Here is a 20,022-nt window from a genome sequence, read left to right as displayed (position 1 = left end):
TTAACATTTTCCTTGCGTTAATCTTTTCGAAAAATCAAACGACACAAAAATCCTGTAGTAATAGCAATAATCACTGCAACAATACCGTATAAAAAACGATACTTGTGAGCTGCATAAAAAATTGTATAGGTGATATGTGCTTTAACAATTTCAAGAGTCGTTGTTGCACTATCAATAAACTGTCCATCACGAAAAAGATAAGCACGAACTTTATAATGTCCAACTGGGATATTTGCTGGCAAACGAAAATGCGCTGTGAAAAGTGTGTCAGAACCAAAACGAACCCCACCCACTTCCTCATAATAAAGGCTTTTAGCTTTTTGCAATTTTATAAGTTCATCGCGAAAGATTTGTATTTTTTTCTGATCTTGTTCATCCGTCTGCAATGGCAAATAGAGTAATCCTAACCCTAAGCGTTTATAATCTTCAATGCTCGTAATATCGTCAATTTCACGTGTTGTGACCATAGAGTAAAAAAGAGGAACCTTTTTAAAAATAAGAGAATCTGTATTGACCCATACACCGGCATTGCGTTTTTTTTCTCGCATCACCATTGTCCGATCTTGTCCCTCCAAGCTTACAACAATATCATAACGGTTCTGTCGAGAATATAAAGGATCAATATTTTCTAAAACACCAGCAATATAAAGATCACGACCAGCAAAATTTGCATCCACAGTAATCGTATTCGTTGTTACAATAATTTGGACAGTTTCGTGGTCAACTTGATCAATGAATGTAGCTGGCGTCCCAACATGTGACCATGTAGAAAAAGAAATAAAACAAAAGCAACCTGTAATGATGTATAAAGAAAATAATCTACCCATTTTTATCTCATAAGAATATCCAGAGAGAAAAGATTATCAGGGCGTATAAATAATTGAAAAGCAAGACGCATACACACAATCAACACTAAAAATGCAAGTGCCATACGCAATTGTTCAGCCTTTAACTTCCGTCCAACCCGTGTTCCATATTGCGCACCAATACTTCCTCCAAGCATTAACAAAAAAGCCAAGACAATATCAACGGACTGATTAGTCATACTTTGCAAAACTGTCGTGAAAGAAGACACAAATGTAATCTGAAAAAGTGAAGTCCCAATCACCACACTGGTTGGAACACGCAGAAGATAAATCAATGCTGGTATCATAAAGAACCCCCCACCAATTCCCATAATAGAAGACAACAATCCCACAATGAGACCAATCCCTAAAACTGGAATAATGCTAACATATATCATAGATGTCCGAAAACGCATTTTTAAGGGTAAGCGATGAATCCAATTATGTCGACCAGCAAGACGAATATTGGCTTTTCCTTCCTTACGCTTGCGCATCATATCATACCAACTTTCAACGATCATCAAGCTTCCTACACTTCCAAGAAGAATCACATAAAGAAGCGAAATCATTAAGTCTAATTGACCTAACTTTTTCAAAACAGAGAAAACCTGAATCCCGATTAAAGAACCAATCCCTCCTCCAATCGCCAAAAGAATACCAAGTTTAATATCGAGCGTACGTCTTCTAAAATGTGTAATTGCTCCTGTTACAGATGAAGCAATCATCTGGTTAGCACCTGTTCCAACAGCAATAGCAGGAGGAATATTATAAAAAATCAATAACGGCGTGATGAGAAACCCACCACCGATTCCAAAAAGTCCTGAAAAAAAACCAGCAACGACTCCCATACCAATCAAGATCAGCATATTGAGTGACATTTCAGCAATTGGTAAATAAATACTCACTTACAGAACCTTCAAGATAATTTGAGTTTTTTTTTACAATTAGAGAATCCTTCTCCAATTATCCTCTTTTCCAATAATCTCTGTTGCGTGTTTAAAAAGATAATTTTAGTTGCTATAGCTTCCGCACAAACATGAATGCGCAATACATTTCACATCTATTAACATCAACATCATAAAAATTAAAAAAAACGAGCTCCTTTTAAAAAGCTATAAAAACATAACGTTATCGCTACCACAAATGCAACGGTTAAAAAACAAAGAACACCTTTTTTTACCAAATAAGATAAAAACGAGACATGTTCCCGAGACTGCGTCCTTAAAGAAGAAAAATCATTCTCAATGCAATGATTAGATGCCTGAGCACCCATCATCCCCTTTTCTTTTATCACAGCATGCTTCACTACTCCCTCAACCTTTTTAAAAGAAGATTGCAGAGCATCACTGGGCAAAGGGCTTCTATTTTCTTGCTGCAACGTATTTTCAACATTTGTTTGGAGTGAAATTATGCTGTTTTCTTTCGAATAATTTTGCACCTTTTGAAGTAATAAGCGTTCTTGATTTCCCTCACATTCCATGTGAGCAAGTTTTTGTACAACAGAATCAGGTGATTTTGAACGAGACACCCGTCGTGTTACCACTGCTTCTTCTAAGCTTTTTTTTTCACTCTGCAAACTTTGAACAATTGTTTTAATTTGCTCTAAAGACTGGAAAAGCTTTTTTTCTCTTTGACGACGTATATAATGTTCAGCCAAAATGGCCCGACTAATATCATCTAAGTAAGATTTAAAATGCTCTTCTACAGAACTCTGCTGCATTAAAGAACGAGGCGAATGCTTCATTTGCATTTGCGCATAAACGGTGCGTAATTTTTGAGCAATATCCGACATCGTTACTTCTACAGAAGTATCCATTCTCTCTTTCTGTTCAACAAAAGAAAAGACTTTATCGTTCCTAACCTGTTTGGTCGCTTGGTCGATCGTATGACCCTTCGTATTCACAAACGCCTACCCCTCATTAACCTTTTTGAAAAGAATCGCAACAAATGATGAGAAAGTGTGCTCTATTTTAGTAAATAGAGCTTTAAGAACTCCCAAAAACTTTTTTGTTAGAAATATTTTCCCCAATCTTTATCTAAAATATTTGAAAGAAAGATCTTTAATTTTTCTGTCTTCAAGATTTGAAGAGCAAAATCATTCCCCCATTTTTATCTTTTTCACTTAATTTTTCATTGCATAAAGGACCTATTGCACCATCATAAATAAAGCATAAGAAACTAAAAAAGAATATTCTCACAAGACAGATTGATTTTTTTACTTTTTATTCAAGCAAATAAGGCAATTATGGCAATGCAAAAATATGAAGATTGAAAATAACGACAAGAAAGTACAAGTAAACATAAAAAAGCTTATACGAAAGAGAACACAAGTTATAAATTGAGACTTCATTCTAAACAATTTGGTTTCTTATGAGTATTGCTATAAACTTGTAACATACAAACAAAGAGGATCATTATGAAGATAATTGTCGCTGTCAAACGTGTTGTTGATTATAACATCAAGATACGCGTCAAACCGGATAGTACAGGCGTTGATCTGTCTCACGTAAAAATGTCTATGAATCCTTTTGATGAGATAGCCGTGGAGGAGGCCATTCGCCAAAAAGAATCCGGTAAAATTTCAGAAGTTCTTCTTGTTTCAATTGGCCCAGAAGCAGCTCAAGAAACTCTACGAACAGGACTTGCAATGGGAGCTGATCGCGCACTTCTTGTCACAACGGATCAAACACTTGAACCCTTAGCAATTGCTAAGATTCTCAAAACCATTGTTGATGAAGAAAAACCCGACATGGTCTTTTTAGGAAAACAAGCAATTGATGACGATAGCAACCAAACAGGACAAATGCTCGCTGCTCTTCTTGGGTGGGGACAAGCAACTTTTGCCTCACATCTTAACATAGAAAATGGGCATGCTACAGTTACTCGTGAAGTTGATAATGGAACACAAACCCTTTGTCTTCCCCTTCCCATGGTTATGACCGCCGATCTACGGCTCAATGAACCGCGTTACACCTCTCTCCCTAATATCATGAAAGCAAAAAAGAAAATCATTGAACAAAAATCTCTTACTGATCTTGGCGTCGATACGAAAGCACGCTTAACAATTTTAAGCGTTGAAGAGCCAAAACCCCGTCAATCCGGTATAAAAGTGGCAAATGTAGTAGAACTTGTCAGAGCCTTAAAACAGAAGAACTGCATTTAATATTCTCACCACTAGAGTAAAAGCAACACTCACATAAAAGGGCAAAAACTTATGGCAATTCTTTTATTGGCCGATCATAATACAGAAGAAACAGCAAAAGCACTCACCGCTGCACGCGTACTCAGTAATGATATCGATATTCTGGTTTGCGGAGAAAAAATTCAAACGATAGCGGAAAATAGTGCTAAACTTAATGGTGTGCGGCAAGTTCTTATTGCAAAAGCAGACTATTTAGCCCATCAACTTGCCGAGCCTATGGCAGATACAATTCTCATGTTAGCAAAGGATTATGATGTGATCATGGCAGCATCCAGCAGTACTGGGAAAAATGTGATGCCGCGCGTAGCAGCTCTTCTTGATCTTATGCAAATTTCAGATATTACCGCCATTCTTTCACCCAACACCTTCAAACGACCAATTTATGCAGGTAATGCATTTGAAACTGTACGCACCAATGATTATAAAAAGATTATAACAGTTCGCACCGCTTCTTTCACCCCAACGCCTTCCCAAAATAATTCTGCTCCCATTAAAACAATAACACCAGCTTCCAATCCAAATCTTTCTTCTTTCGTAAAAGCAGAAACAAACAAAAGTGATCGTCCTGAGCTCACCTCAGCACGTGTTATTATATCAGGCGGGCGTGGTCTTGGTTCTCAAGAGAAATTTATGGCCCTGCTTCTTCCTCTTGCAAACAAATTAAATGCTGCTTTAGGTGCCAGCCGCGCAGCAGTGGATGCAGGCTATGCTCCCAATGATTGGCAAATCGGACAAACAGGAAAAGTCGTTGCCCCTGAACTTTATATCGCCGTTGGCATTTCCGGTGCAATCCAGCATGTAGCCGGTATAATGGATGCACAAATTATTATTGCCATTAATAAAGATGAAGAAGCTCCCATCATGCAAATTGCCGATTACACCCTTGTAGGTGATCTCCACCAAATTATTCCAGAATTGGAGAAAGCTTTATAAGCCATGAAAGCACTTCTGCATGACCAACGTGAAAGCATGGAGTTTGACATAGTCATTGTCGGAGCAGGACCAGCAGGGCTTTCTGCCGCAATTCGTTTTAAACAAATTAATCCTGAGCTTTCTGTCACAATTGTTGAAAAAGGGACCGAAGTTGGTGCACATATTCTCTCTGGCGCAGTTGTTGACCCCATTGGTATCGATACACTCTTACCAGAATGGCGAAATGATAACGACCATCCCTTCACAACCCCTGTCACACAAGACCAATTTTTTTTTCTAAAGCCTCAAAAGTCCACAGTATTTCCCAATATTTTGCACCCTAAAATCTTATCAAATAACGGATGTTATATCGTTTCGCTTGGGAGCGTCTGCCGCTGGCTAAGCAAAAAAGCTGAAGCGTTGGGTGTTGAAATCTATCCTGGTTTTGCAGCAACAGAACCCATCATCCAAAAAGATAACGGAGCTATCATTGGTGTTCTCACCGGTGATATGGGGCTTAACAAAGATGGAACCCCTGGAAAAAATTATATGCCTGGGATGGCTTTATTGGCAAAATATACTCTGATTGCGGAAGGAGCACGCGGCTCAATTGCAAAACAACTGATACAACATTTTAATCTTAGCAAAAATCGAGAACCACAAAAATTTGGTCTTGGTCTCAAGGAGCTCTGGGAAATTGCCCCCAACAAACACCAACGCGGTTTAGTACAACATTTCACTGGTTGGCCCTTAGACAATAATACCGGTGGCGGTGGCTTTATTTATCACCAAGAAAACAATATCATTTCTGTCGGTTTTGTTGTGCACTTAGATTACAAAAATCCTTATCTTTCTCCCTTTGAAGAATTTCAACGTTTTAAAACACATCCAAAACTCTATAAAATCTTTAAAGGCGCAAAACGTCTTTCCTATGGTGCACGTGTTATCAGCGAAGGAGGTTGGCAATCTGTACCAAAACTCACCTTTCCTGGTGGAGCGCTTATTGGCTGCTCTGCTGGATTTGTCAATGTTCCTCGTATCAAAGGATCACACAATGCCATCTTATCTGGCATATTAGCTGCCGATAAAATGGCTACCGCTCTTGCACAAGGGCGTGCCCATGATGAGGTTAAAGAAATCGAAGAACAGTGGCGAAAAGGGCTCATTGGCAAAGATCTTTATAAAGTGCGAAATGCCAAACCGCTCTGGGCAAAATATGGGACAAAATATGGAATTAAACTTGCTGGTTTTGATATGTGGTGGCAACAACTGTTCGGATTTTCCTTATTTAAAACACTCTCCCACGGAAAGGAAGATTATGCATGCCTTGAACCAGCAGAAAAATTTCAACCCATTTCTTACCCAAAACCAGATGGCGTTGTAACCTTTGATCGCCTTTCAAGTGTTGCCCTTTCCAATACGCATCATGAAGAAAATCAACCTTGTCATTTAAAAATAGCCTCATTAAAAAAGCAAAAGGACTCTGAATATGCAATCTATGGAGGACCCTCTACACGCTATTGTCCCGCCGCTGTCTACGAGTGGCTAGAGGATAATGATCATCTGACTTATATGATAAACGCTTCAAATTGCATACATTGTAAAACATGCGATATCAAAGATCCAAACCAAAATATCACTTGGATCTGTCCGCAAGGCAATGAGGGCCCCTTCTATCCCAATATGTAATTCCCCAATGTATAATCATTGTTCATTTTCCTAAAATTGAAATATACAAAACGCAATGGATAAAAATATTTCCCTCAGATCAGAAATCTATCAATCACCTTCCTGCATACGTTCTTTCACAATGTAAAAAGAACTCTATTCTCATATAAAATACTCTCTTCACCGCATGAATTTTTTCAATAGAAAAACATAACATATTTTTATCAAAATTTTTTTATTTAAATGACAAAACAATAATAAATATATTCTTGACAATTCTGCGATAAAGGAACAGCCGCGGTTCTCGAAAACCTGAAGGAAAATAAGCCCGTTCTACTTTACCCCCTCTCCCATATGATCCAAAATGCTTTTAGCCCTCTCATAAGAAACATCAATCGTTTTAACTAGCCAAGAGCCCCCTGAAGATGCGCTTCACATTTATTTTTTCTCCTACACTTTGCCAAGTAATGCTCACTCAAGAAAACCACGAATGAATGTAGAAAAAACATCGTGAGATAAAGAGATAAAGAGCATGCTCGTTCAAGCCCTTTATAATGTTTCTACTGATAATGACACGAAAAAATCTTTAATCTCACATTAACCTTTTATTTTTGCATTAAAGATAATCGCCTTGCATCTAACCTTTACCAATATACTGCCCTTTACCAATATACTGCAATGAATGTGTACAAATACCGTAAAAATAAGCAGATGCCAAGCCATGGAGACTATCGCTATTAGCAAAACACCTGATAAAAAACAAAATAGCTTTCATGACCACTCTATGACGCGTTTTATAGAGTTGTTTTTTTATAAAGCTTGTGCTTTCGCTATTGCTTGTAAATCAACATCCAAATTGAACACAAGTGGTATATTTAAAAGAAAGATTAAGGTGAATGAAAGCTCTGCACGCCGTTCCAGCTTTTGTAGCTAGAGCAAAAATATTGCATATTCTATTTGAGTAATCTCTGAAACGAAAATACAGCTTCATTTAGCAAGAACATCAAATCTGAAAGGAAAAAACTGTTTTCCTCTTTACTATCATCTGTCCATTCGGTTTTAAAACTTTCAAAAGCATCACAATATCCTCTAAAAAGAAGAGATAACGTATTGTCCCCGCTTTTATTACTTACGTTTTTTTATGGGAGCATATCCTTCAGAAAAAATAAGGTATCCAAAATTAAAGCAGACTTGTGTTGTTCAGTCATGGGCTTGTTTTTAAGAGATAGCTCTCATATCAAACAATAATTTTGCGACACTATTCGAAAAAGGTATAACGCAATCCTGTGAACGAACAGTTCCATATTTATGAAATAAAAAGTACAAGCTAACAGCATTATTTTCTCTGCGATCTCCAATGAGGCGATAATCTTTGTTTTAAGGAGGTTTCAAGATGCACAAAAATGATTTTGATTAATTGACTATAAGAAGAGCTGAGATAATGTTACGATATTTAAAGCTCCTAATTAATAGGCAAAATAATAAATTTTCCATTATAAATCAAATCTTTAAGATAAAATTTAGCCTTAAACTTTTCTAAGGTACTCATTATACTGTTAAAGCTGTAGAGAATATGAAAAAATAAAGTATTTTGCTGATAAGAGCTTATATTTGATCAATAACAATACAGTCAGCTGCCAGTTAACTGTATGTGTTTCAAAAGGGGCTGTTTACATTTGCTCAGAAAAACAGTTTGGATATCAATAGATATATTTGAAAAATCGGCGTTATGGAAATAATCTAAAAAGCTTAGCTTTTCAAAGAGCACAAAGAAGCATGAGATTATAACATGAGTAAAGTTGTTTTTTGGTTCTCGAAGGAAAAACTTTATAGAAAATCATGGAGCTGATAGAATATTGGTTACATTTGGAATTTGTTTTACTGGAAAAAATAACGCGGATCAAAATAGATAATAATGTTAAATTAAGACGTTAAATATGAAATTATCTTATTGTAGTGTAATTGATTATTCGAGTAAGGTAAGCCTTTGTAATGATAAAAAATGTGCTGGTAAAAAATGAGCCAAAATGGCTTATGAGTATGGATAAAAATCTTGTGGTGAGGAGAATTTAATGAAAAGAAAAGAGCATGTGTGAAAAAGCATATTTTATAGGTGCGCATGCTTATTCTGCACCCGTTATAGAATCAGGGCTTTATCTTGTGGCAACACCTATCGGAAATCTTGCAGATATTACGCTTCGTGCTTTGCAAGTGCTTGCAGGAATTGATATTTTAGCGTGTGAGGATACGCGAGTAACACGTGTTTTGTTGGAACGTTACGGCATTCAAAAAAAACCTTTTCTCTATCATGAATATAATGCGCAAAAAGCGGGTCCGAAGCTCTTAGCGGCTTTAGCAGAAAACAAAACAGTAGCACTTGTTTCAGATGCCGGAACACCACTTATTTCTGATCCTGGATTTCGATTGGTAGAAGAGGCCCGTAAAGCTGGTCATAAAATTATTCCTATTCCTGGAGCATCCGCTCTTTTAGCCGCTCTTATACCGACAGGGCTTCCTACGGATAGCTTTTTTTTTGCAGGTTTTTTGAGTGCACGAAAGCTACAGCGCCGAAAACGGTTGGAACAATTAAAAGAGATTCCAGCAACTTTGATTTTTTATGAATCACCGCATCGTCTTGTTGAAACTTTACAGGATATGGTCACACTTTTTTCGGCTAATCGACCTGCTGCCATTTGTCGTGAATTAACAAAAAAGTTTGAAACAGTAGATGTTTCCAATTTGGGAAATTTGTTAGAAAATTACAGAAAACAAGCACATACTCGTGGGGAAATTGTTGTACTTGTTGGAGAATCATCTTCTTCTTTAAATGTGATAAGTGATCAAGAAATTGATGAAATGCTATTAGAACGCGCACGGACACATTCTGCTGCTCAAGCGGCAGCTTTTGTTGCAAAAAAAACCGGTTTAAAAAAGCAAGAACTTTTTCAGCGATTAATCTTTTTAAAAAATGCGTAAAATAATACAAAAAAAACGCAGACAAAAGTCTTTTTATCGAGGGATTCGTGCAGAAAAATTGGCAGCTTGGTGGCTACGTTGCAAAGGGTTTCACATTGCCGAAAGGCGTTTTAAAACAAAATGTGGAGAAATTGATTTAATTGCACGACGCGGAAATCTTGTGTTAATCGTTGAAGTTAAAGCACGTTCAACGTTGGCTGAAGCAATGGAAGCGGTTTCCCGAATGAATGAAAAGCGAATTGAGGCAGCTGCCGATATTTGGCTCGCACGGCAAAAAGATTATGCCCTTTTGTCTGTACGCTTTGATTTAATTGCAATTTTACCTTGGCGTTGGCCACAGCATATCCCTGCATTTTTTACATCTGATCAATAAAAGGCCTCCCCGTTTTAACCATATTCAATAAAAAACATTTCGTTTTTATGTGCATATGCGTTAAAAAGTGTGTAATAATTGAGCGCTATAAGGAGCGAAATATGGATGATTATGAAAAGTTTGCAACAGGTTTGCTCATCATTTTTGGAGCGCTAATTATTGGTGGGTTAATGGCAATGCATATTGTGCTTATGAATAAACCAGGTTTTTTATTTGCATTAGCCGCAGCTGTTGTTGGTTGGTTTTCTGCTTTTGCCGTTCTCTTTGACAAGCCCAAAATCTATTTGGTTTTGATTATTCTTGCTATGTTATGTGTTGCTTCTTCAATTAGCGTTTATGTTAGTTAAAACACCTGAGATGTTGATTGAAATTCCTTTTAAAATATGAAACTGAGAAATAGATAATGAGACTTGGCTTTTTGGGAACGGGTACAATCAGTGCTTCAATGGTGAATGGCTTAATGACAAGCAACTTTGATGTTTCTTCCATTATTGTTTCGCCTCGCAATGCACAAACAGCAAAGCGCCTTTCACGTACTTATGATAAAGTTATGATTGCTGAAAATAACCAAGCGTTGCTCGATGTTAGTGATTGTGTTTTTCTTTGCTTGCCCAACCAAATTGCAGAAGACGTTTTGTGCTCTCTTCGTTTTCGTCCAGAACAGCTGGTTATTTCCGTACTTGCTATGGCAAAAGCAGCAGAAATAGAAGAGTGGATTAATCATAAAGTTTATCGTGCTGTTCCATTACCTTTTGTTGCAGAATGCAAAAATTTGACACCAATCTATCCCAATCATCCCTTTTTACGCACTTTATTTGATGCATTGGGGGGCACATTGGTGCTGGATAAGGAAGAGCAGTTTAATCTTTTTATGACAGCTGGTTCACTTATGGGAGTATATTTTAATTTTATAGAAACTGCCCATCAATGGTTTATAATACAAGGGTTAAAAAAACAACAATCAGCAGAATTCCTTACCATGATGTTTGGAAATCTTACAGATGAAATGCGTAAAACTATAGCAACGGATCGTTCTGTATCTCTCGATTTTTCACTGCTTGAAAAAGAGTTTTCAACAAAGGGTGGAACAAATGAATTTTTGTCAAATTACTTTTCTCAACAAGGGGGAAGGAATGCTTTAACAATGGCTCTTGAAGCTACTTTGCAAAAAATGAATGCTTCTAAAAAGAAATTTTAAGATTTATATCAAGAAAACTCGTATCAAAAAATGATTTTTAAAATATTTTTTACAACCTTTTACAATTTTTCTAAATTATTTTTATTTTCGGTCTTCTTCTTTTTGCCTCAAGTCCAATATTTTTTCTACCTCACGGCTCTAGCTCTTCAATTTTGTTCCCCTTCAGGTTATCCAAACGCATGAATAATTTTTTGTTTATTTAACCTATATATTCCATTCACACATTAAAACTTCCTCTTACAAAGAAGCGACTATTTTTATGTCTTTCATGATTGTGTTTTAATAAACGCTCTTAAACACCCCCCCATTCATAAGAGTTGATTTTTTATTTGATCAACAATTTTACGATATAGTTTAGCATGCTCTTCACTAGGCTTAGCAACAAAAATAGGGATTCCCTCATCTGAAGAAAATCGTAAAGCTGCATCAAGCGGTATTTCCCCTAAGAAAGGGAGTTCTCGACGTTCCGCTTCTGCCCGTGCACCACCATAGCCAAAAATATCATAGCGTTTTCCCGTATCAGGAGCGATAAAATAACTCATATTCTCAATGAGTCCTAAAATAGGAACATTAACTTTCATGAACATTTCTATTGCTTTACGTGCATCCACTAAAGCAAGATCTTGGGGCGTAGAGACAACCAACGCACCTGTTAATTGTACCTGTTGGGCAAGCGTTAATTGTGCATCCCCTGTACCGGGCGGCATATCCACGACTAAAACGTCCATAGGGCCCCATACAACATCTCGTAACAATTGCGTTACAGCTGCCATAACCATAGGACCACGCCATACTACCGGCTTTTCTTCCTCAACCAAAAACCCCATCGACATCAATTTAAGTCCAAATTTTTCAAGAGGTTGAATCTTTTTTTCTCCAATAAGCTGTGGTTTTTGATTAACAAGTCCTGTCAAACGTGGCAACGAAGGACCATAAATATCAGCATCCATCACCCCCGTTTTGAAACCAGAATCTTGTAAAGCTAAGGCGATATTTATTGCCATCGTAGATTTTCCGACCCCTCCTTTTCCAGAAGCAACAGCAATCACATGCCGCACACCTTCTATGGGCATTTTGATCGGTAAGAGATTTGCTCTCCGACTAGGTGCTGTCTTTGTTATTTTTTCTGCTGTAAGTGTAACAACAGCAGATTTCACTCCCTCCAAAGCACATACCACCTTTTCAGCAGAACGACGCAATGATTCCCATTTTTGCACACCTCCATCAGGAACTGTAATGGAAAAGAAAACCTTACCATCAGCAATCAATATTTCTGAAAGAAGACCCAACGACACAATATCGCTTTCAAGATCTGGTCCTTTGATTGTACGTAATACGTTGCGGACAGCCTCACTTGTGATAAGATCCATGTTCTTTCCTCTCTATAAAAATACCAGCAAATATAAGCATAAGAACGAAAAATACTTACAAGGTTCATCACCTGATAATTTTGTTCATCACTTGATAATTTTCTACTTTACTCAGCATTATAAAGTATACATCTCTTATCTCTTTAAAAATATGAAACCATCCTTAAAATAAAGAAGCTCAAACATAAAATCTGCTATAAAATCCTATCAATCACGTTTGTGTTACAACCACTTTAATGAATATTCTGATAAAAATTTTGTAAAAACAAAAACTGAAAAAAACTCTTAATCTTAAAGGATATTTTAAATTGAGCATAGCAGTAATCAGTCACACCTTCTTTAATTATTTAAGGCCCTAGCCATTTATGTTCTGTAGATTCAATCGTTATTTTCTAACACTCCTACAGTATTGTAAAAAGCGTTACAGATAGTTATAAGGTGTTTTGTATTCTTTCAAGAGAGAGAAAAACAATCTAAGATTGACTTTTTTTATATTTTTCCTTATGGGTTAACAGCCGTATGATAGGATAAAATTGTTTATCTCGCGCATAACTACTCATAAAACGAAGATTAAGAAGGGCCGCACTCCGCGGTATTTAAATAAATGAAACGTACTTACCAACCCTCTAAACTTGTCCGTAAACGCCGCCATGGGTTTCGTGCACGCATGGCCACAGCTGGAGGACGTAAAGTTATTGCTGCAAGACGTGCTCGTGGACGTAAACGGCTTTCTGCTTAACCATTTAAATTTTCACAACCGTTGAGGATTGCTCATCGTTTCTTCGTTGTGAAACTTTTATTATGAACCTACAATGTCTGCTTGCAGGCATTTAATGAAATTGCGAAATATTCTTTTATGAAGAAAAAACATCCCTGCCGTATTCGCAAAAGAGCAGACTTTTTGGCTGTCCGTACAGGAGAAAAACGACGTGGTCCTTTATTTTTGCTCGAAGTTAAATCTCGTGAACAAACAACAGAAAGAAAAGATTCTCTTTTTGCACGTGTAGGCTTCACTGTTACCCGTAAAAACGGTAACGCTGTGAAACGTAATCGTATCAAAAGGCGCTTGCGTGAGGCCGTGAGAGTTGGTGTAACAAACCACATGGAAGCAGGAACAGACTATGTCATTGTAGCGTACCGTGATGTGTTACATGCACCTTTTACATCCTTGATTAGTGAATTAAATCGGCGAATAAAACCAAAAATAAAACATCAGCAACAACAACAAGGGTGTACGGATGGAATATAATCGCAATTTCTTTATCGCTATTGGCTTATCTTTCGTAGTGCTCATCGCATGGCAATTTCTTCATGTTGCTCCCAAACAAGCAAAGTTACAAAAACAACAAGTCATCGCACAGCAATTGTCAAAACAACAATCAGCCCTTTCTACTACCACGACAGATTTTTCTGATGATACCTCAACGTATCAAGCTACATCTATCATCGAACAGCCCATGACACCTGAAATCCGGAAAGCTGTATTGGACAAAACAGAGCGTATTGCAATCAAAACCAATGAACTGGAAGGCTCTATTAATCTTGTTGGTGCACAATTTGATGATCTTCACCTCAAAAAATATCGTTTAACAGTCGATAAAAAATCACCGGAAATCGATTTGCTAAATCCTAAAGGTTTCAAAACAACCTACCTTGCTGAATTTGGTTTTGCAAGTGCGTCTTTGCCAGCAAAAGCCTTGCCACAATCGGATACAAAATGGCAAATAGAGGGAAACAATACAATCCTGACTCCTTCAACACCCATCACTTTAATTTATAATAATGGACAGGGACAAATCTTCCGGCGGACCCTTTCTGTTGATAATCATTTCATGTTTACCATTGAGGATTCTATCAGCAATGAAAGTGATCAACCAATACATCTCTCGTCCTATGCCCGCGTTGCACGTGCAGCACCACCAGAACATACAAATGCAACCTATTTACTTCATGAAGGTATGATAGGTATTGCAGGAGATTCGCTCAAAACTGAAAAATATAAAACCTTAGCAGAGCTTGACCCAAATCCTGATAATGGGCAAAAAAGCATGACTTTTTCCAAAGTAACAGGAGGTTGGATTGGTATTACCGATAAATATTGGGCTGTAGCAGTTATTCCCCCGCAAAATAAAGAATATACAAGCCGTTTTATTTATTTTGATCGTTTGCAAACGCATTATCAGTCTGACTTGCTAGGGTCGCTTTTAACGATTGCCCCAAATGAAACAAAAACTGTTACAAATCGTCTTTTTGCTGGTGCAAAACAAGTTGAAATTATTAATAATTATCAAAATGACCTAAAAATAAAAAAGTTTGCTCTTTTAATTGATTGGGGCTGGTTTGATTTCATCACCAAACCAATGTTTTCTCTCATTGATATTCTTTATAAACAAACAGGGAATTTTGGTATCGCCATCCTTCTTGTCACAGTTCTCTTAAAAACTCTTCTTTTCCCTCTGGCCAATAAATCTTATAAATCTATGGCACGCATGAAGCTTTTACAACCGCGGTTGCTAGAAATAAAAGAAAAGTATCCCGATGACCAAACCAAACAACAAAAGGCAATAATAGATCTATATAAAACCGAAAAAATAAATCCCCTTGCAGGCTGTTGGCCAATGTTGGTTCAATTCCCAATATTCTTTGCTCTTTATAAAGTTCTCTATATCACTATTGAAATGCGCCATGCCCCTTTCTTTGGCTGGATTAAAGATTTAGCGGCACCCGATCCAACTTCTCTTTTTAACTTGTTTGGTCTCTTGCCATATACAACGCCAACATTTCTTATGATTGGTGCATGGCCTTTGATTATGGGAATAACGATGTTTTTACAAATGCGTATGAATCCTGCTCCTCAAGACCAAACCCAAGCGATGATATTCACATGGATGCCTGTTGTCTTTACTTTTATGCTCGCCTCTTTCCCTGTAGGTCTCGTCATCTATTGGGCATGGAACAATATATTATCAATCATTCAGCAAGGTATCATGATGAAGCGCCAAGGAGTTAAAATTGAGCTTTTTGATAATCTGAAAGCCATCTGGAGAAGATCACCCAAAAAAGAAGTGCATGAATGACAAGAGATTCTTCCCTTTCTGGAATTTTTTCTCGCAATTGGATTTTTATTCGTGGTGTACCAGAAATACGCTTTCTCCCCCCTGAAGGACCACCAGAAATTGCATTTGCAGGTCGTTCCAATGTTGGAAAATCATCTTTAATCAACGCACTCGTCCAACAAAAAAGCTTAGCACGTACCTCAAATACACCAGGACGAACTCAAGAGCTTAATTATTTTGTCCCCGATGGATTCAGTGGGCAACTAGGAGACCTTCCCCCTCTAGCATTAGTAGATATGCCTGGTTATGGTTTTGCTGCTGCTCCTAAAAATCTTGTTGATGCGTGGACAAATTTGATTTTTAGCTATTTACGGGGGCGCACAACGTTAAAACGTGTATATATCTTGATTGATTCACGGCACGGAATCAAAAATAATGATGAAGATGTTCTTGCTCTCCTTGATAAAGCAGCTGTTTCTTATCACATTGTTTTAACAAAAAGCGATAAAATCAAATCAAATGCTTTGGAAAAATTAATTATGAGCACACAAACAAAGCTTCTTAAACGCCCAGCAGCTTATCCTGAGCTTCTTGTAACCTCTTCAGAAAAAGCTATCGGTTTAGAAGAATTACGTGCTGCCATTTTGCAAACCATCGCATAAGAGAACAATTCCTAGTCATTAACAATTTATTAATTATAATTACTAGCAACTACTAATGATCTTGTACTTCTAGTCAAGCATCTTTATAAAAATGATTACTTGAAAGAATTCTCTTCAACTCTATTTGATAGTGTAAATTATGCTGACACTTTTTCACTCTCCCCTATCCTCTGCCTCGCGCTTCATACGCCTCATTCTTGGGGAATATGGTGTAACCACTCAACTGATTGAAGAATATGAATGGGCAAGAAGACACGAATTTCTAGCCCTCAATCCCGCTGGTCATGTTCCTGTTTTTCTCGATGAACACGAGGTTCCATTATCAGGTCCTCTTGTTATCTGCGAATATTTAGACGAAACACATGGAAGTTTACGACAAGAAAATAAGCTCTTTCCAGAAAATCCTTTAGATCGTGCGGAAGTACGCCGTCTCAATGACTGGTTCTTAAATAAATTCGAAAATGAAGCAACGCGCCATATCGTACGAGAACGAATCCATAAACGTGAAATGCCACTTGCCATTGGCGGTGGTGCTCCTAATTCACAAATTTTACGCAATGCACGTGCCAATATTTTACCACATATGAACTATCTCAATTGGCTCTGTGCCTCTCGCGATAGCTTAGTCGGTTCTGCCTTGTCCTATGCAGATCTAGCAGCAGCAGCCTCTATTTCTGTACTTGACTTTCTAGGGGAAATTGACTGGGAACAATCTCCTGCTGCCAAAGACTGGTATATGAGAATTAAATCACGCCCTTCTTTTCGTTCTCTTTTAACAGATCGCGTCCGCGGAATTGTTGCAAGTGCTCACTATGCAGATCTTGATTTCTAGCCTTCTCTCACAAACAAAAATAAAAGTGATATTTTATCTAAAGGATATTTATAGGTTTATGAATTTTTATGCATGCGTATAAACAATATAATAATATATTGATTTATGATCGTATTAAACAGAGAATAAAACCCATTATAATTGAATCACAAAAATCACTTTCTTATCGTGTCACAAAAAAGATCAGCACAGGGATAAAAAATACTTAAGAAAGGATTTTAAAGACTCTCTTTAAATACAAGAGCTGTAGCATCATTGGAAGCTAGGCAAATAAAATAACAATACTTAACGCATGTTATACTCCATTCTCCCCAATATATGAAAAAACGCATTGCATAATATATCCTATTTTCTCTATAATAAACAAAGCCTCATCATGCGTTTTTACAACATAACAATTTTTTCAACTGACTTTCCTAAAAGATGAAGAATCCGCCCAACTCTCGTGTGTAAACAATCCAACTTCTTGTTAGCCCTTGCTCCCCTTTTACGTGATTTTATTTATGGATAACGTATTGATATACAATGATAAATAATCGTTTTCTTATGCGTCACAAATGGAATTGATGAGTGAAAATGACTAAGTTAAAACATTAAAGGCTAACAAAACGTATGATAATGTTGATTTGCTCTATTTATGAAGCATAAAGATAGTGGCGCAGAATAGATTTTATATTATTCATGGATATTCTCTCGTGATACCACTCACGAGCACTATCATAAAATAAGTTTAGAAGAATTGATAAATATTTCTTTAAGAAAAGCGCATGAATTGACAACATAGGTCTATTTTGTTTGGGAGATCTTATTTTGCATGAAGAACGCTCCCCTTTAAAGAACGAAAAAAAAGCGTAAAGTAATACACAATCTTCATAAGGTTTCATAAGCAAACCTTACTTAAGAATATTCATCACACACTCTAACGAAAAACATCTCTATTTAAATTTGTAGATCTTATATCACTTGCTCTAAACAACAGTGTTTTACAGCACAACAAGATAAATTAAAGAAGGAAAAAAATTCTATAAAGAAAAAGAACCATTGGAAAGAAGGCAAGAATTTGCCTATACTGCACAGTAAAGTATCATAAGGAGATAAAAATGCGCCTTACAGTTGTTGGTGCAAATGGAAGAATGGGACGTGAACTCATTACAGCAATCCAGCAGAGGAAAGATGTAGAGCTTTGTGCTGTTCTTGTACGTAAAGGCTCACCGTTCGTAGGAAAAGATGCCAGTGCATTAATTGGTTCAGATTCTCTTGGGATTAGTATCACTGACAATCCCGAAAATGCCTTTTCTAATACAGAAGGTATTTTAGATTTTTCACAACCAGAAGCCAGTATTCTTTATGCTAACTACGCTGCTCAAAAAAGCCTTGTCCATATTATTGGCACCACAGGATTTAGCAAAACAGAAGAAGAAAAAATTGCAAATTTTGCGAAATATACAACTATTGTCAAATCCGGGAATATGAGCCTTGGAATAAATCTTTTAGCCAACCTTGTAAAGAAAGCCGCTAAAGCATTAGAAGCCGATGATTTTGATATCGAAGTTTATGAAATGCATCACGCTAACAAAGTTGATGCTCCTTCTGGAACAGCCCTTCTTCTTGGCCAAGCAGCAGCTGAAGGGCGCAATGTTATGCTTAAAAATGTGCGTGTCAACGAACGCAATGGTCATATAGGTAAACGCAAAAAAGGCACCATTGGCTTTTCCTGTTCACGTGGTGGGACAGTTGTTGGAGAACACAGTGTCATTTTTGCCGGCTCCAATGAGCGCATTGTTCTTTCACATACAGCGCAAGAACGCTCTATCTTTGCCAATGGCGCATTAAAAGCAGCTTTATGGGCACAAAATCATGAAAGCGGTCTTTATTCAATGTTCGATGTTTTGGGATTGAACGATGAATTTTAAACAATCAATAGAATAGAGGCAATTTATAATGGGACGCATACTTACACTAATTCGTCATGGACAAAGTGAATGGAATCTCAAAAACCTTTTTACCGGTTGGAAAGATCCCGATTTAACAGAAAAAGGTCATGCAGAAGCGATAGCAGCAGGAAAAAAACTGAAAGAATATGGTTTGAGGTTTGATATCGCTTATACATCAGCCTTACAGCGAGCTCAAAAAACCGCTCAGCACATTTTAGAGCAAATGGGACAATCAGATTTAGAAGTGATAAAAAATCCCGCATTAAATGAACGTAATTATGGTGATCTTTCTGGTTTAAATAAAGATGAAGTACGCCAACAATGGGGGCAGGAGAAAGTGCAAATGTGGCGCCGCTCCTATACGATTGCGCCGCCGAATGGAGAAAGCCTACGCGATACCGGTGCACGCATCTGGCCTTATTATCTTTACCATATCCAGCCTTATATTTTGCGCTCCCAAACTGTTTTGATCGCAGCACATGGAAATTCTCTTCGTGCTCTTATTATGGCGCTTGAAGGTCTCTCCGGTGAGGAAATTATATCTCAAGAATTAGCGACCGGCATTCCTATTATTTACACATTTAATCCGGATTCAACAATTTTATCAAAGACAGTCCTCACACCTTAAACTTCTAAAATCATGATCTCCCTCAAAAGTTCAATGCTATCGTTTTAAGCTGAAAAAATAAATTCTATAATTTTATTGACAGAGTTGCTTCATGCGCTTAGATGAATTTTATAAGCCCAAATGGCGGAATTGGTAGACGCGCAGGTTTCAGGTACCCGTGCCGTAAGGCGTGGAGGTTCGAGTCCTCTTTTGGGCACCATACTCTTTTTTATCCAAAATAATTTATTGATTTTCCATATATTTTTTACAGTGAGGGACGCGTAAATAAAAGTGAGGGAATAGGATTTTCTAACATTTCTCTATAAAGCACGCTTCGCACAATGTTTCTAATGTTTCTTTGAAGTCTGCTAACGCTTCTTGATGTAA

Annotated in this window: 18 protein-coding genes and 1 tRNA gene; 15 read left to right on the top strand and 4 right to left on the bottom strand. The window is 37.3% G+C overall.

The window, feature by feature from the left end; translation table 11 throughout:
- Positions 1-17: 17 nt before the first annotated feature.
- The 3 genes from ACFINI_RS07155 to ACFINI_RS07145 all read right to left on the bottom strand — a co-directional run bounded on the left by ACFINI_RS07155 (position 18) and on the right by ACFINI_RS07145 (position 2,748).
- Positions 18-827 carry a TIGR02186 family protein gene (locus ACFINI_RS07155; RefSeq protein WP_273790722.1) on the bottom strand — a complete coding sequence of 270 codons (810 nt, stop codon included), beginning with the start codon at positions 825-827 and terminating at the stop codon, positions 18-20.
- Between the two features lie 2 nt (positions 828-829).
- Positions 830-1,750: a sulfite exporter TauE/SafE family protein gene (locus ACFINI_RS07150; RefSeq protein ID WP_375612267.1), complete on the bottom strand. Its 921-nt coding sequence runs from the start codon at positions 1,748-1,750 to the stop codon at positions 830-832.
- Between the two features lie 179 nt (positions 1,751-1,929).
- Positions 1,930-2,748: a hypothetical protein gene (locus ACFINI_RS07145; protein WP_375647191.1), complete on the bottom strand. Its 819-nt coding sequence runs from the start codon at positions 2,746-2,748 to the stop codon at positions 1,930-1,932.
- Between the two features lie 513 nt (positions 2,749-3,261).
- Here ACFINI_RS07145 and ACFINI_RS07140 point away from each other — a divergent pair.
- The 7 genes from ACFINI_RS07140 to ACFINI_RS07110 all read left to right on the top strand — a co-directional run bounded on the left by ACFINI_RS07140 (position 3,262) and on the right by ACFINI_RS07110 (position 11,174).
- A complete protein-coding gene (locus ACFINI_RS07140; protein ID WP_375621633.1) occupies positions 3,262-4,008 on the top strand; it encodes an electron transfer flavoprotein subunit beta/FixA family protein in 747 nt (248 codons plus the stop codon).
- A gap of 51 nt (positions 4,009-4,059) precedes the next feature.
- Positions 4,060-4,980, top strand: coding sequence for an electron transfer flavoprotein subunit alpha/FixB family protein (locus ACFINI_RS07135; protein ID WP_375647187.1), 921 nt, complete (start codon positions 4,060-4,062; stop codon positions 4,978-4,980).
- A gap of 3 nt (positions 4,981-4,983) precedes the next feature.
- Positions 4,984-6,648, top strand: a complete 1,665-nt coding sequence (locus ACFINI_RS07130) for a 4Fe-4S dicluster domain-containing protein (protein ID WP_375647183.1) — start codon at positions 4,984-4,986, stop codon at positions 6,646-6,648.
- A gap of 2,067 nt (positions 6,649-8,715) precedes the next feature.
- Positions 8,716-9,603, top strand: a complete 888-nt coding sequence (rsmI, locus tag ACFINI_RS07125; RefSeq protein WP_375647179.1) for a 16S rRNA (cytidine(1402)-2'-O)-methyltransferase — start codon at positions 8,716-8,718, stop codon at positions 9,601-9,603.
- 4 nt (positions 9,604-9,607) lie between these two features.
- A complete protein-coding gene (locus tag ACFINI_RS07120) occupies positions 9,608-9,976 on the top strand; it encodes a YraN family protein (protein WP_375612280.1) in 369 nt (122 codons plus the stop codon).
- A 101-nt stretch (positions 9,977-10,077) separates the two neighbouring features.
- Entirely contained in the window at positions 10,078-10,323 is a 246-nt protein-coding gene (locus ACFINI_RS07115) for a hypothetical protein (RefSeq protein ID WP_375612261.1), read from the top strand.
- Positions 10,324-10,379: 56 nt separating this feature from the next.
- Positions 10,380-11,174 carry a pyrroline-5-carboxylate reductase gene (locus tag ACFINI_RS07110; protein WP_375612260.1) on the top strand — a complete coding sequence of 265 codons (795 nt, stop codon included), beginning with the start codon at positions 10,380-10,382 and terminating at the stop codon, positions 11,172-11,174.
- 308 nt (positions 11,175-11,482) lie between these two features.
- Here the strand turns inward: ACFINI_RS07110 and ACFINI_RS07105 are convergent, their stop codons facing one another.
- Complete coding sequence (locus ACFINI_RS07105; protein ID WP_375647175.1) at positions 11,483-12,544, bottom strand: Mrp/NBP35 family ATP-binding protein; 1,062 nt, start codon at positions 12,542-12,544, stop codon at positions 11,483-11,485.
- A 604-nt stretch (positions 12,545-13,148) separates the two neighbouring features.
- On the opposite strand from ACFINI_RS07105, the gene rpmH reads away from it, so the two are divergent.
- The 8 genes from rpmH to ACFINI_RS07065 all read left to right on the top strand — a co-directional run bounded on the left by rpmH (position 13,149) and on the right by ACFINI_RS07065 (position 19,855).
- Complete coding sequence (gene rpmH, locus ACFINI_RS07100; RefSeq protein ID WP_005864709.1) at positions 13,149-13,283, top strand: 50S ribosomal protein L34; 135 nt, start codon at positions 13,149-13,151, stop codon at positions 13,281-13,283.
- 117 nt (positions 13,284-13,400) lie between these two features.
- Positions 13,401-13,793, top strand: coding sequence for a ribonuclease P protein component (rnpA, locus tag ACFINI_RS07095; RefSeq protein ID WP_375612257.1), 393 nt, complete (start codon positions 13,401-13,403; stop codon positions 13,791-13,793).
- Positions 13,783-15,621, top strand: a complete 1,839-nt coding sequence (yidC, locus tag ACFINI_RS07090) for a membrane protein insertase YidC (protein ID WP_375612256.1) — start codon at positions 13,783-13,785, stop codon at positions 15,619-15,621. Before rnpA ends, yidC begins: the two co-directional genes overlap by 11 nt.
- Positions 15,618-16,262 (top strand): ribosome biogenesis GTP-binding protein YihA/YsxC, encoded by a 645-nt coding sequence (gene yihA, locus ACFINI_RS07085; RefSeq protein ID WP_375612255.1) that lies wholly within the window; start codon positions 15,618-15,620, stop codon positions 16,260-16,262. Before yidC ends, yihA begins: the two co-directional genes overlap by 4 nt.
- Positions 16,263-16,401: 139 nt before the next feature.
- Complete coding sequence (locus ACFINI_RS07080; RefSeq protein WP_375612254.1) at positions 16,402-17,094, top strand: glutathione S-transferase family protein; 693 nt, start codon at positions 16,402-16,404, stop codon at positions 17,092-17,094.
- A gap of 1,100 nt (positions 17,095-18,194) precedes the next feature.
- Complete coding sequence (gene dapB, locus ACFINI_RS07075; protein ID WP_375647171.1) at positions 18,195-19,007, top strand: 4-hydroxy-tetrahydrodipicolinate reductase; 813 nt, start codon at positions 18,195-18,197, stop codon at positions 19,005-19,007.
- Between the two features lie 28 nt (positions 19,008-19,035).
- Positions 19,036-19,656: a 2,3-bisphosphoglycerate-dependent phosphoglycerate mutase gene (locus ACFINI_RS07070; RefSeq protein ID WP_375630331.1), complete on the top strand. Its 621-nt coding sequence runs from the start codon at positions 19,036-19,038 to the stop codon at positions 19,654-19,656.
- A gap of 114 nt (positions 19,657-19,770) precedes the next feature.
- Positions 19,771-19,855, top strand: a tRNA-Leu gene (locus ACFINI_RS07065).
- The last annotated feature ends 167 nt before the right edge of the window (positions 19,856-20,022 follow it).

This window comes from Bartonella sp. AA56HLJMS, assembly GCF_042197145.1.
Taxonomy (GTDB): Bacteria; Pseudomonadota; Alphaproteobacteria; order Rhizobiales; family Rhizobiaceae; genus Bartonella.
This window is presented reverse-complemented; position numbering and strand designations above follow the sequence as displayed.